The 13,935-nt window shown below is 68.5% G+C and carries 8 protein-coding genes; 2 read left to right on the forward strand and 6 right to left on the reverse strand.

Going from position 1 to position 13,935, the window contains the following annotated elements; translation table 11 throughout:
* Nucleotides 1–190: 190 nt before the first annotated feature.
* From VGS97_RS11830 to VGS97_RS11840, 3 genes are all read right to left on the reverse strand, one after another.
* On the reverse strand, nt 191–1,150 hold the full coding sequence (locus VGS97_RS11830; protein WP_326853430.1) for a hypothetical protein: 960 nt from the start codon (nt 1,148–1,150) through the stop codon (nt 191–193).
* Entirely contained in the window at nt 1,147–1,758 is a 612-nt protein-coding gene (locus VGS97_RS11835) for an RNA polymerase sigma factor (protein WP_326853431.1), read from the reverse strand. The genes VGS97_RS11830 and VGS97_RS11835 overlap by 4 nt, the downstream gene beginning before the upstream one ends.
* 234 nt (nt 1,759–1,992) lie before the next feature.
* Nucleotides 1,993–6,300 (reverse strand): discoidin domain-containing protein, encoded by a 4,308-nt coding sequence (locus VGS97_RS11840; RefSeq protein ID WP_326853432.1) that lies wholly within the window; start codon nt 6,298–6,300, stop codon nt 1,993–1,995.
* 336 nt (nt 6,301–6,636) lie between these two features.
* Here VGS97_RS11840 and VGS97_RS11845 point away from each other — a divergent pair, with 336 nt between their 5' ends.
* On the forward strand, nt 6,637–8,163 hold the full coding sequence (locus tag VGS97_RS11845) for a carbohydrate binding domain-containing protein (protein WP_326853433.1): 1,527 nt from the start codon (nt 6,637–6,639) through the stop codon (nt 8,161–8,163).
* 105 nt (nt 8,164–8,268) lie between these two features.
* Here VGS97_RS11845 and VGS97_RS11850 read toward each other — a convergent pair whose 3' ends face one another.
* From VGS97_RS11850 to VGS97_RS11860, 3 genes are all read right to left on the reverse strand, one after another.
* Nucleotides 8,269–9,699, reverse strand: a complete 1,431-nt coding sequence (locus VGS97_RS11850) for a carbohydrate binding domain-containing protein (RefSeq protein WP_326853434.1) — start codon at nt 9,697–9,699, stop codon at nt 8,269–8,271.
* Between the two features lie 246 nt (nt 9,700–9,945).
* On the reverse strand, nt 9,946–10,842 hold the full coding sequence (locus VGS97_RS11855) for a phytanoyl-CoA dioxygenase family protein (protein WP_326853435.1): 897 nt from the start codon (nt 10,840–10,842) through the stop codon (nt 9,946–9,948).
* A 474-nt stretch (nt 10,843–11,316) separates the two neighbouring features.
* Nucleotides 11,317–13,182 (reverse strand): SpoIIE family protein phosphatase, encoded by a 1,866-nt coding sequence (locus tag VGS97_RS11860; RefSeq protein ID WP_326853436.1) that lies wholly within the window; start codon nt 13,180–13,182, stop codon nt 11,317–11,319.
* Between the two features lie 465 nt (nt 13,183–13,647).
* Between VGS97_RS11860 and VGS97_RS11865 the strand changes: the two genes are divergently transcribed.
* Nucleotides 13,648–13,935 (forward strand): TetR family transcriptional regulator (locus VGS97_RS11865; protein WP_326853437.1); only part of this gene is annotated, 288 nt, incomplete at its 3' end.

The raw sequence follows: 13,935 nt of genomic DNA on the forward strand, positions 1-13,935 counted from the left end.
AGGGTTCCGGCGCCGCAGGCCCTGCAAGGTGCCGCCGTGGAGTGTTCGGGCACGCCCCGGGCAGTCGCCTCACACGTATAACAGGGACCCGAAGCGCGAATTCCGTTACACCCGCCCAGCGCCTTCCGCTATATGGCTTTCCCTTACACGGACGTGCGTCGCGGTGGCCGCATCGAAGGCTGCGAGGACGTTACTGCGTCGGGCCGGGGCTCGGGCTGGGAGTCGGGCTGAGGCTCAGGTCGCCGGGGTTCACAGATCCGTCGTGACCACTGCTGCCGCCGCCTCCGCCCCCACTTCCGCTACCGCTCCCACTTCCACCGCCACTTCCGCTCCCAGTGCCGTTGCCGCCCCCACTTCCGCCGCCGTTGTCGCCGCTCCCGTTGCCGGACGAGTTCGGGTTCGGGCTGCCGTCCGAGGTGTTCGCGTTCGCCGAGGCGCCGTTCGAGCCCTTGTCACCGGGCGTGCCGTCACTCGGCGAACTAGATGCGGTGCCCGAATCATCAGGGGGCGTCGTCGAAGGCTGTTGTGCCGGGGCCGACAGATGGGCGCAGTAGGGCACGATCTTCTTGTCACCGCCAGCCGCGGCGGTCAACAGCGCCAGATCCTGATCGCTCAGCGAGCCCTGCCAGGAGTTGCCGCTGCCGATCACCTCGCTGCACAGGCCCCGCAGCGTCGAGTCCATCGCCGAAGAAGTCGCGGAGCCGTCCGGCGTGGTCGCCACGCCTCTCGCCCGGGACAGCACGTGGCTCGTCGACGTCGACGACGCGGTCGGCATCGGCGAAAACGCCGCGCCACCCTGCGACGTGCCGTTGGAATTCGGCGCCGGTATCCCGATGCCGCCGAGGAACTGGTGGGCCAGGGACTGAGCCGACGCCGGCAGGATCCCGGCGCTCGCCGCCACCACGCCGCCGCCTGCGGCGACGAAGAGCATCGCGGCGCATCTGACGATCACCGGGGTTCTGCCGCGTCGCGCCCGTGTGCGGCGTTCGCCCGCCGCCGCATCGCCGGCGCGCTCGCACTCAGCCATACCAGCCGCGTTGAACGCCGCCAGCACGACGGTGAGGATCTCCTCGTTCCGCTCTTCCGGGAAGGCGTCCGCGGTGGCCGCCGCGAAGAGGGCGTCCAGGTCCCGGTTGTCCGTCGGCGTCATTCGGCCACCACCCCCTTCATCGCCGAGGCGGCGTCGGTCCGTATGACCTCCACGCCTTCCATACCGTCCTCCGCGTCGATCATCGTGGCCAGTCGGCGCAACCCCCGCATCGCCGCCACGCGTACCGCGCCGGGACGTCTGCCGAGGACTGCGGCGGTCTGCGCCACGTCCATGCCGACGACCACCCGCAGCATCACGGCTTCCGCCTGATTCGTGGGTAGATCGGCGATCAAACGCAGCGCTCGTCGAGTCGCCATACGTTCAACGACTTCACGTGCCGGATCGTCACGCGATGCCCGATCATCGAGTGCGAACAGCCCCGACGGATCCTCCCGTCTGCGCCCGCTGCGGCGCAACTCCTCCAGCGCACGGTGCCTGGCCACCCGGAACAGCCATACCCGGAAGACCGCCGCGTCGCCGCGGAACTTCCTGATGTCGTAGGCGGCCTGGAGCCACGTCTCCGAAGCGACGTCTTCCGCCGCCTGCCCCACCACGACGCGCAGATAGCGCAGCACCAGCGGGTTCAGCGCCCGCCAGAGCGCGGCCATGCCGGACTCCTCGCCGCGTCGCGCGGCGTCGAGGTCCGCGTTCAGATCCCGGTCGCTCACCGGTCCCGGCCCGCCTCGACGCACTCGAACTTGTTCAGCATGCCCCACCCAGGTCGCGCGATCGGTTCTAGCGGAGCGCGTACCCTGATCCGCTGTCCTGAATCTATGGCCCCGGCGTCGAACGTTGAAACGGCTTGGCAGAATCGGGAACCGGAAAACACAGGGCTCCCCCGCCGCGGCGGGGGAGCCCGTGCTCACCTGTGAGAGCCGGCGAACCCTACGGGTTCACCATGCTCATGGATTCACGGTGATGGTGAGCGTGCTGGTCGTGTTCTGGATGTTGACGTCGTTGTTGCTCTCCACCAGGTGGTTGAACGTCACGGCGCCGACCGGCGGGCCCTGGCCGGCCTCGGGCAGCGGGTTCGCCCAGACGCCGAAGCCCGACTTGCCGTTGCCGAAGCCGTCGTTGTTCGCGTGCGCCCCGGTGATGGTGGTGTTGGTGAAGATCGTGTCCTGGAACGGTGCCTGCGCGACGTTGTTCACGTAGTCCGTCTGGAACATGATCCCGGTGTAGGTCGGATCGGTGATCGTCGAGTCGTTGATCCGCAGCCCGGTGAAGGTGTTCGTCGCCGAGAACATCCAGATCGCCCCGAACGCCTGCTGGCCCCAGAAGTGGCCGCCGTCCCGCGCGAGGGAGAAGTTCTGGATGGTCGTCGGCGGACTGTCCTCGAACCCTTCGAAGGGGAAGCCGAAGTTCAGCGAGCTGACGGTCAGGCCCGGGTAGCAGAGCGTGTCCGCGACGTAGAAGTTCTGGATCGTGTTGTTGAAGCCGCCGTACACGGCGACTCCGGCAGCACGCCAGGGAGTCAGCGCGGTCACGTTCTGGATGGTGTTGTTGGTCTCCTTGCAGCCGCCGCAGCTGTCCTGCGCCGCGAACAGCGCGAAGCTGTCGTCGCCGGTGGTGCGCGCCTCGTCGTTGGAGATCAGGTTGCCCTGGCTGCCGTTGGTGAGGTTGATGCCGTCCGCTAGCGTGTCGCGGATGCGCAGGTTGGTGAACGTGGAGTTGGTCACGGCCGTCAGGCCCCAGACGCCGACCACGTTGTGCTCGATCCACAGGTTGTCGAGCGTGAGGTTCGAGGTGTTGGTCAGCTGGAAGGTGTGGCCGGGGCCGTCCACCCGGGTGGTGTAGTTGCCGAACCAGGCGAACCCGCTGAACGACGAGCCGCTGGCGGTGGACTGCACGTCCCAGCCGGTGTCGGTGTTCGTCTGGCTCGCCGGCGCGACGAACTGCGTGTACCAGGGGCCGGCGCCGACCACCTTGACCGCGTGGCCGTACACCGAGATGCGCCCGGTCAGCGAGTACTGGCCGGCCGGCAGGTAGACGCCGGTGTGCGCGCCGGTGGTGTCCTGGATCACCGTGTTGATCGCGTTCTGGACGTCCTGCTGGGTGAAGCCCGCCGGGACGATCAGGTGCGCCGGGTCGGGGTTCGCGATCGGCGCGGCCTGCTCCAGGTTCATGAAGTCGATCGCGTACTGGGACGTGTTCGAGGAGTCCTTCTGTAGCTTGAACACCGTGCCCTGGGGATACGAACTCGGCAGCATGAAGCTGGACTCGTCGTAGATGTGCCGCGGCGAGCCCGCGCTCGGCGAGTCGCCCGGACCGGTCTCCGCGCCGTACAGCCACGCGTAGTGCGAGGTCAGGTTCAGCGGTTCGACCAGGGTGCCGTTGGCGTACAGGTCGAGGGAGGCGTTGATGCCGCCGCCGCCCGACGCGTCAGGGATCGAGTAACGCAGCACGAAGGTGTTCGTCGACTCGCGCGAGGTCCAGCTGACCGAGTCGCCGGTGCTGTTCAGCGTCACCGCCTGCCGGCCGGACGCCTCGCCGGCGATGTCGCCGATGGTGCGGTTCGGGCCGGCGATCGCCGCGGCGCCGCCGAGCGTGCCGGCGGTGCTCTTGTACGAGTCGTAGGGCATGTTCGCGCCCTGACCCACGAACATCGGCGTGTCGCTGGTCAGGTGCGGCTGCTTGATCGGCAGCTCGTTCGGGTCGGTGGCGAGCACCATGTGCGCGGTGTACTTGCCGTTGACCGCGGTCCACGAGCCCAGCGAGATCGGCGCCGCGGTGGCCCCGGCCGCGATGGCCCCGCTGACCGAGCCGGTCAGTGTGGTGACGGTGGCGTTGTTCTGGTCGAGCAGCGTCATCGTCACGCCGTGCGAGCCGCTCGTCGTGGCGATGGTGCCCTGGTTCTTGACGGTCGCGGTGAAGCTGACCGTGTTGCCGTTCGACGGGTTCGGCGGCGTCCAGGCCAGCGTGCCGACCAGGTCGGCGCTCTGCACCGGGGCGACCACCAGGTTGGTCGGGTTGGTGTAGCTCTGGTTGTTCTGGAGGTTGAAGTTCTTGTGCGTCTCGTCGACCTTCGTCGTGAGCTGATACGAACCGGCGCTCTGGGTGCCGATGCTCGCCGACACGGTCTGCGACGCCCCCGGCGCGAGTGCGCCGACGGTGGTGGAGCCGACCTTGTTCGTGCCGAGGTAGAAGTTCACGTCGGTCGCCACGGAGGCCGCGGTGCCGGTGTTCTGCACCACCGCCGAGGTGGTGATCGAGTCGGTCTCCACCGGTGCCGACGGAGTCCACGAACTGCTGGTGACGGTGAGGTCCGGGTTCGGCGCCGGGGTCCCCATGACCTGGAACTCGGCGGCCTGCCCGCCGGGCGCGCCGCTGTTGCTGGTGATCGACAGCTCGACGTCGGCGACCGTCGCGGTGACCGGGATCGTCACCGTGTTGGCGTTGCTGTTCGGGTCGAAGCTGTAGCTCTGCGCGGCGACCAGCGTGTTGAACGTGCTCGCGCTCTGCTCGCGGCCGAGCACCGCGATGGTCTGGGTGCGCGCCGCCCAGACGGTGGCCGGGTTGAGCTTGACCACCACGGAGGTGATGTTCGCGTTGGCGCCCAGGTGGACCGTCAGCTGGCTGGGATACGACGAGCCCTCGAAGTACGTGGTCACGTCGCCGTCGTTCGCGTTCGCCGGTGCGTAGATGTACGTGTACGGCGTTCCGTCGATCGGCTTGTTCAGCGCCAGGTTGGTGCCGGTGCCGCCGCTGCCGGTGCGGGTGACCGTGTTGCTCGGCGAGGATTCGAGTCCGGCCGCGTTGGTCGCCGTCACGTAGTAGGAGACGGTCAGCGTGTCAGCCACCGAATCCGTGTACGTCAGGGTGCTGCCGGAGACGGACGCGATCTTCGCCGAGTTGCGGTAGATGTTGTACCCGGTCACGCCGACCGCGTCGGTCGCCGCGCTCCAGGTCAGCTTGATCTGCCCGGAGGCCGGCGAGGTGTAGGCCAGGTTGGTCGGCGCCGTGGGCGGCGTCGCGCTCTGGCCGGTGCGGGTGACGCTGTTGCTGTTGGCGGACTGGTTGCCCGCCGCGTCGCGGGCGCGGACGAAGTAGGTGATGGTCTGCGTCGTCGGCGGATTGTCCGTGTACGTGAGCGCGGTACCCGGGACGCTGGTCAGCAGCGTGTTGTTGGCGTAGACGTCGTAGTTGGTCACGCCCACGTCGTCCGTCGAGGCGCCCCACGTCAGGGTGACCGCGCCGCTGCTGGACTGGGTGTAGGCCAGGTTGCTCGGCGCGGTCGGCGGCGTGACGTCGCCGGAGGTCGGGCCGTAGACCTGGAACTCGGAGATCTGGCCGGCCGGCCAGACGGTGTTCGCCGTGATGTTCAGCCGCACGTACCGGGTGGTGGTCGAGTTGAAGGTGATCGTCACGGTGCTGCTGGTCGCCGGGTCGAAGGTGTAGCTCGCCGAGGCCACGATGTCGGAGAAGTTCGCGCCGTCGGTGCTGCCCTGGACCGAGAGGGTCTCGGTGCGCGCGCCCCAGTTGGTGATCGGGGTCTGCAACACGACCTTGTCGATCGCGACCGAGGAGCCGAGGTCCACCTGGAGCCACTGAGGGAAGGCGTTGTTCGTGCTCTCCCAGTAAGTGGACTGATTGCCGTCCACGGCGTTGGCTGGCGCGTAGGTCTGGTTGTAGCCGCTGGAGGTGGCGTTCTTGTTCAGCGCCAGGTTGGCCGACGTGGCGGCCGGCCCGTAGATCTGGAACTCGGAGAGCTGCGCGGCCGCCCAGCCGGTGTTCGCGGTGATGTTCGCCCGCACGTACCGGGTGCCGGTGGCGCCGAAGCTGATCGTCACCGTGTTGGTGTTGGCGGTCGGGTCGAAGGTGTAGCCGGCGGACGCCACGATGGTGGAGAAGTTCGTGCCGTCGGTGCTGCCCTGGATCGACAGCGTCTGCGTCCGCGCGCCCCAGCCGGTGGGAAGTTGCAGCACGACCTGGTTGATCTGCGTGCTGGCACCGAGGTCGATCTGCGCCCACTGCGGGAACACCGTCGAGCCGTTGGTGCTCTCCCAGTACGAGGCCTGATTGTTGTCGTTGAGGTTGGCGGCGACGTACTGGCCGTTGGCGCTGCTGGCCGTGGCCGTCTTGCCCAGCGCGAGGTTGGTCCCCGCCGCGGCGGCCGGCGCGGCGTGCAGCACCGGCAGCAGGGAGACCAGCAGGCCGGCCACCGCGGTAAGGGCGGTGCGCAGCCTGGTGGGTCCGTTTCTCGTTCTCATCCTCTTCCTCTGGCATGGGAGCTGGGAGGGGCCGAGGAAGTCGTGATCGTCCGCACGTTACGACTTCGTCGGCGTGGTGCGTGAACGGTGGAACAGAGCGCAGTGGAGCCGGTCGCCGGCTAGTCGATAAATTGCAGTGTTCTTAAAGATGTCTGACTAGCCAATGACGATTTTTTGCGGGATGCTAGCAGGAAGTTACAGACGCGTCCTGCGTTGGTCAATGGGTTCCCGGGCACTTCCTTGACAGCCCCTGTGGTCTAGTCCAATCTGCTTGCCGAAGGCCACTTGTCCACCGTCCGCGAAGCGGCGTCATCGCGGTCCCAGCTTGGAGGTTCCATGACGCCGCGCCGCAAACGCTTCATCGCCGCGCTCGGTACGACCGCGCTGCTCAGCGCCGGGCTCGCGACGGTCGTGGCGGTTGCCACGCCCGCGACCGCCGCTTCGGCCAACCTGCTGGCCAACCCCGGCTTCGAGGCCGGAAACCTGTCCGGCTGGAGCTGCGACCCGGGCACCGCCGCGGTCGTGACAAGCCCGGTTCATTCGGGTTCGTACGCACTTGCGGGCACCCCGACCTCATCCGACGACGCGCAGTGCACGCAGACGGTCTCCGTCCAGCCGAACACCGCCTACACGCTCTCGGGCTACGTCGACGGCCCGTACGCCTACATCGGAATCACCGGCGGTGCGAGCACCTGGACCTCGTCCACGAGCTACACGAGCCTGTCGGTGGCCTTCACCACCACGGCATCGCAGACCTCTGTCCAGGTCTACGTGCACGGCTGGTACGCGCAGGCGGCGTACTACGGCGACGACTTCGCGCTGACCGGGCCGGCCGGGCCGACGCCGTCCGCGACGCCGACCCACTCGCCGAGCGGCAGCCCGTCGCCGTCCCCCTCGCCGTCGCACAGCGCCAGCCCCTCGGCCAGCCCCTCGCACAGCGCCAGCCCCTCGCCGAGCCCCACCACCACGGTGACCCCGCCCGGCGGCCAGAACTGGCACGTCGCGCCGTACATCGACATCACCATGTCCACCCCGACCCTGGCCCAGATCGAGCAGGCCACCGGGCAGAAGACCTTCACCCTGGCCTTCGTCCTCGGCGACACCTCGGCCTGCGACCCCTCGTGGGGCGGCACGATCTCGCTGACCGACTCGCGGATCATCGGCGAGATCAACGATCTGCGGGCGCTCGGCGGCGACGTGGCCGTCTCCTTCGGCGGGGCTCAGGGCCCTTACCTGGAGACCACGTGCACCAGCTCGGCGCAGCTCGCCGCGGCCTATGAGAAGGTCGTCGACACGTTGAAGATCACGCACATCGACTTCGACGTCGAGGCGTCCACCAACACCGACATGGTCAACACCGCGATAGCGCAGGTTCAGCACGACCGTCCGGGCACCGTGGTCAGCTACACCCTCGAAGTGCAGGCCGCGACCTACGGCCTGACCCCGGCCCTCGGGGTCCAGGTGCTACAGAACGCCGTCTCGCACGGCGTACAGGTCGGCATCGTCAACCCGATGACGATGGACTTCGCCCCGAACGGCGACTGGGGCACCTCGGTCATCGAGGCGGCGCAGTCCACCGAGGGCCAGATGGCCACGATCTGGCCGAGCCTGAGCTCGGCGCAGCTCTATGCGATGCTCGGGGTGACCCCGATGATCGGCGACAACGACACCGGCCCGGTCTTCACCATCGCCGACGCGCAGCAGCTGCTCTCGTTCGCGCAGGCGAACCACATCGGCCGGCTGGCGTTCTGGTCCGAGGGCCGCGACAACGGCGGCTGCTCGGGCGGCGTCTCCCCGACGTGCAGCGGCATCTCGCAGTCCGCGTTCCAGTTCACGTCGATCTTCCACGCTTTCACCGGTTGATCGCCGTTCTGATCCGACAGCTGTCTGACCTGAACGACCGCGGCCCGTCCGGTGGAACGTCCGCCGGGCGGGCCGCGGCCCCATATGTGTCCGTACCCTGATGTGCTACGCGAGTGACACGTCGTCCACGCCGACCGTCGGCTGCCCGTACCAGCCGTGCACCCACACCGTCACCGAGGTCGTGCTCGCGCCGGTCGTGATCGTGGTGCGCAACTGGCTCCAGCCGGACGTGGACGGCGTCCACGTGCTCGAACCGGTGCCGCCGGGTACGTCAGCACCCACGTATGCGTAGCTGCCCTGCACCCACGCTGTGAGCGTGTACGCGGTGTTCGGGCTCACCGCCACCGTCTGCGAGCACTGAGCGTCGTCCGACGAGGTCGGCGTGATCGACAGGGCGTGGGCGCCCGAGTGAACGGGGCTGGAGACTACGGAGGCCGTGCCCGCGTCGCACGTCCACGGGCTCAGCGCGCCGCTCTCGAAGCCGGGGTTGGCCACCAGGTTCGTGCCGCCGCTCGGCGGGGTCGTCGCACTGGCGCTGGCGGACGCGCTGGCCGATGCCGACGGGCTGGGACTCGCCGAGGCGCTTGGCGACGCGCTGGCACTGTGGCTTGCGCTCGGGCTGGCGCTGGCCGATGAGCCCGTCCCGCTGCCGCCGTACGGATTGGCGATGATCGTGACCGTGCGGTCCTGCACGCCCCAGTTGTTCGCCTGAGAGCCGGGCAGCCACACGTCCACCGTGTCGTTCTGGATCCAGGTGCCGATGTCGCCCGCGAAACAGGTCCCGTATCCGGGCACGGTGAAGTACGTGCCCCAGGGGATGACCCGCGGGTCGACGGCGCAGACGCCGAGTTGCGCGTTGTAGCCGGAGGCGGTCATCCCGCCGTCGTTGTACGAGGTCACCATCATGTCGATCGTGCTGCCGACCGGCGTCTGCCAGGGCACGACGGTGCCGGCGGCAGAGAGCTGATACGGCGCCGACAGCTGGCCCATCGACGCGTCCGAACCGCTCTGGTCGGCGAGCGCGACCACCGAGTAGTACGCGTTCTGGCACGGCGCGGTGTCCGTCGCGGTGAGCGCCGCCTGGCCCCAGTCGGTGACCCATGCCACCGACTGGCCGTTGCGCCACACCCGGTACGCCTGCGCGCCCGGCACCCGGTTGAAGGCGATGGTCACCTGCCCGCCGGACAGCGTGCCGGTCACGCCGGAGGGCGCGGGCAGCCGGCCGGAGAAGTTCACCGCGCCCGCGGTCTGCAACGGCGGCACCCACGGCGTGACGCTGCGCTGCGGCGGGGTGGCGTTCGTCCAGAACGGGCAGGCGGGGAGCCCGGCGGCGCTGTCCGCGCTGGCGGTCTGCGCCACGAACGGCAGGAGCGCCGCGGTGGAGCCGAGCAGCACCGCCCACACCGCGCCGATCACACGCGTCCGGCGCGGGTTGCCGCGCAGCGGTCGCAGCGCGCTGTGAATTGCCGTCCTGAGAAAGCCCGGACTGAATCGTCGTGCTCTGAGCTGTGATGGTGTGAACCGGGGCGCGTTCATGCGCCGTCCCTCCTTGCCGGTCGGCAGCGACTTCGCGGGCCGCCGCGCGAACGGCGCCCCCGCACGCCGGCGCCGCGGCGAGGACAGGTTCACTATGGTCGGCGCCGATCCGCCCGTCAACGGAAATGTCGTCATCAACCGGACATCCGCTCAACGGATCGGCCACCGATCAGGCCGTCTTATGCCGCTCTTGAAGAGCCCTGAATATCGCCGGGCGCGACTCGCGTCCCAGGCGTCTCACCTATCTCACGGCCTGAGCGGCGGATACGCCGGGTCCAGCAGGCCGTTGCGCTTCAAAAAGCCGTGCAGCGGCGTCGTTTCGGGATAGTGGCCCCACTGGTGGTCGCCCGGAACCTGGCCGTCGGTCGCCAGCTTCGCGCCGAGCAGCTGGCGCTGTATCGGGCTGAATCCGGCGAAGCGCGTGGACGCGAGCAACTCGTCGTTCTCGTCCCGGCCGTAGGACCAGCGGTGTGAGTACGCGAAGAAGATGCCCTTTCGCATAAAAGCCGAACGGTTTCTCGTGCGCGTGTGCCACAGCCGGCGGTCGAAGAGCACTGCGTCGCCCGGGCCGGCGCACACCTCGACCGAGCCCGCCGGCTCCGGCCACTCGACGTCCCGGCGCGGCGGGCCGTCGATCCGGTTGCGCACGTGGCTGCCCGGCACCACCTTGAAGTTGCCGCGTCCGGGTTCGGAGACGTCGGAGAGCCAGTAGGCGATCTTCACCGACAGACGCGGGCGTGGATCGGTCTCAAGCTCACGGTTCTGCCGGCCGCCGTCCTGATGCCACTCGAATCGGTACGGCTTCGCGATCGTTATCTGTGGATGAACGTCTAAGTGTGAATGGTAAATATGTATATTCCAGCCGAGTATCGACCAGACCAGTGGGAACGTGTTCGGGTGGTCGATCAGGCCGACCGCCTCCGGGCAGTTGGCCACCGCGCCGAGCTTGTGCATTGAGCCGTCCACCGCCAGCCGGCCCGCTGCCTCTTCGACCGCGTAGACGCGGTCGAGCGCATCTGTGTAGGACGCCACCTCGTCCTCGCTCAGTGCGCCGCGGATGACGAGGTAGCCATCCCGTTCGAACTGGTCACGTTGCTCTCGGCTCATCGCGGCGGTAGCCGCCACCTGGTCATCGACCGTCATCGGCCCCCCTCGGAAGCAGGATTCGGAAGTATGACGGGAGAACGCGGCTGCGACCCATGAGCTGGACGTCACTCCCGCTATGCAATCGTGTGTGCGAAAGTGTGGCACCGCTTGATGAAGACGCCGCCGTCATTTGTTCATTAAGACGCTAAGAACCGGGCTCGGGCGGCGCAGACCGCAACGAACGCCTATGGAGCGGACATTCGACGGCTGCCTCGCGGAGCGCGACGACCGGCATCACGGCCGGTCCGTAATGCCGGCTCTTCGAACCTGGCCATGGCTTTGTGGGCGGCTGTAGGTTCGTCCGCCGCCCGTGCGACGGCCGACCCCGCGCCACCGGCCACGGCCAGGTTCGAAGAGGGGTAATGCCTCGACGAAGTGCCGCCGATGGTCAAGGTGTTTCTGAATTGGATTTCGACGGTAACACGTCAGGGCCCGATACGGCCGGTTGATTTTGTTGCCCGGTTCGAGGATTCAGTGTGCTGGATTTCCCGGCCGTGCCGGCAGCAGACGCGCGGCCAGCACGGCCACGTCGTCCTCGGAACCGTCCGGGATGAAGCGGCCGAGTACCGCGTCAAGCAACTGCTCCAGCGGCCCTTCCGGATCGACGTCGAGCCGGGTCAGCGCGTTGAGGCACTCCTCGATGTCCTCGCCGCGCCGCTCGACCAGACCGTCTGTGTAGAACAGCAGCGTCGCACCGGGTTCGAACTCGATGGTCGCCCGGCTGTACCGGGCAAACTCGCCAGCGCCGCGCTCGTCAGGAGCATGCCTGCGCAGTTCGGCCCCTCCGATGTCGGACCCGACGCCGAGCGGCGGGTCGACCGGTAGTTCGACCAGCGAGCAGCGGCCGTCGGGCCCGATCAGCAACGGCGGCATGTGTCCGGCGTTGGCCAGGCAACAGGTGCGGGCCGCCGGGTCCACCACGGCGACCAGGCAGGTGGCTACGCGGTCGAACGCCAGGCCTTCAGCGATCCGCTCGGCCTCGGCCAGAATGTGCTCCGGCGCGTCGCTCTGTAGCGCGAGGGTGCGCAGCAGCGAGCGGTACTCGCACATCGCGGACGCCGCCTCGAAGCCGTGCCCCATGACGTCGCCGACGACGAGCAGCGTCTTGCCGCCGGGCAGCGCCACCGTGTCGTACCAGTCGCCGCCGATCTCGATGTCGGCCCCGGTCGGCAGGTAGCGGCTGGCGCACTGCACGTCCGCGTGCGGCGGTCGCGGCTCGGCGAGCAGCGCCTGCTGCATCATCAGCGCGGTCTGGTGCTCGTGCGCGTACCGCTTGGCGTGGTTGATGCTGGTCGCGGCCCGCCGGGTCAGCTCGCCGACCAGATCCACATCCTGCTGGGAGAACTCCGGCGAGGTGCCTGCGCGCACCAGGATGACCACGCCGACCAGGTCACGCCGCGCGGTGAGCGGGACGCAGATCGCCGAGTGCATGCCGAGCTTGCGGTACTGGGCGACCCGGTCAGCGTTCGGCGCGTCGGCGGCCAGTTCCCGGTCGTCCGGCAGGTTCGAGATCACCGGGCGTTGCTCGGTCAGGCAACGCGCCACCGCTGAGGAGGCCTGCGGCTCGTTCACCGTCCCCGCCGAGCCGAAGTACTTCGCCGCCTTGCCCAGTGCGGCGGTCGTGTTCAGCGCGACCCGGCGTAGCCGGAGCGCGCCGTGCGCGGGCAGTGCCCCGGGAGCGCCGTCCACGTCGAGCACGTCCACTGCGGCGATGTCGGCGAGCCGGGGGACGAGCAGCCGTGCCAGTTCCCGGCAGGTGTGGTCGACGTCGAGGGTGGTGCCGATCCGGGTCGCCGCCTCGTCGAGTAGGGCGAGCCGTGTGCGGGCTTCGTCGAGTAACTGTCTCACCCGGTAGGTCTCGGTGACTTCGAGAGCGACGCCGACGACGCCGATCACCGCGCCGGCGGTGTCCTCAAGCCGGTGGAACGCGTTGACCCACCAGCGGGTGTCCGCAGAAGAGTCGGCAGGGGTACGTCCCTTGGCCGTCACGAATTGTGGCCGACCGTTCTGTAGCACTGACCGCAGCACCTTCTCCACCGGTTCGAGGTCAACGTCGGGCAGTACGTCGGACAACCGCCTGCCGAGGTGCTCCGGGGCCGGGATGCCGTTCAGGGCGGCCAACGCGTCGTTGACGTAGACGTAGCGCAGGTCGGGATCGATCACGCCGATTCCAGCGCCCGAACCGTCCAGGATGGCGCGGGTCACCCGGTAGTCGTCGAGCACCGAGGGCAGCAACGCCGCGGCCCCGACTCCACCCGCCATCAGCGCGCCGACCAGCTCGCGGGCCTGGGCGCGGCTGAGCACCGGGCTCTCGGGCGGCGGCTGCGCGGCCTGCACGGCTGCCCTCCTGGCTCCTCGTCGGTCTGGAGTTTGACTGGTGCTGCGTTTCCGAGATTGACATATCGGGTGTTTCGCCTCAACCAGTGCGAGCGTTCGAGCGCAACGGAAGCGCGGGTCGGCTGTCCAGCAGGGCGAGTGCGGATCGAGTCCCGGCTGCCGAGGCACCTGCGGCACTGCTCTGAACGAGTGAAGTCGGCCGGAGGTCCAGCCCGGCCGCGCTGGTCCGCGGACGTGTCCGAGCACCATGGACTGTCCGCCTGACCAGGCACGATGAAGCCAGGCGGGACGTGACGTGACGAAGTGCGGCGATGCGTGACGACGATGCGTGGCGAGGCGACGACCGCACCGAAAGACACTGCACGGCCGGTCGCTGAGCCGCTGAACGGCCGGAGTCCACCAAAGTGAAAAACTTGCGTGCGAAGAATTATTGCGCGGTACGCAAGTTTGAGCTATCGTCGATACATGAACAGAGATAACGGGGGTCAAGCCGACTACGCGGAGGGCTCCCAACGAGGACACCCTCACCAGGAACACGGTCTTCATGAGCACGCTTTTCATGAACACCGCCACGGGGAACTTCACGGCGGGACCCATGCGGCGCACGGGACACCGGGCCTGCGCGAGCGCAAGAAACTGGCGACGCGTCAGGCGCTGAGCGACGCCGCGATCCAGCTCGCGCTCGAACGGGGCTTCGACAATCTGCGGGTCGAGGACATCGCCGAGGCCGCCGGCGTCTCCCCGCGCACCTTC

It is taken from the genome of Actinocrinis sp. (genome assembly GCF_035946395.1).
GTDB lineage: Bacteria > Actinomycetota > Actinomycetes > Streptomycetales > Catenulisporaceae > Actinocrinis.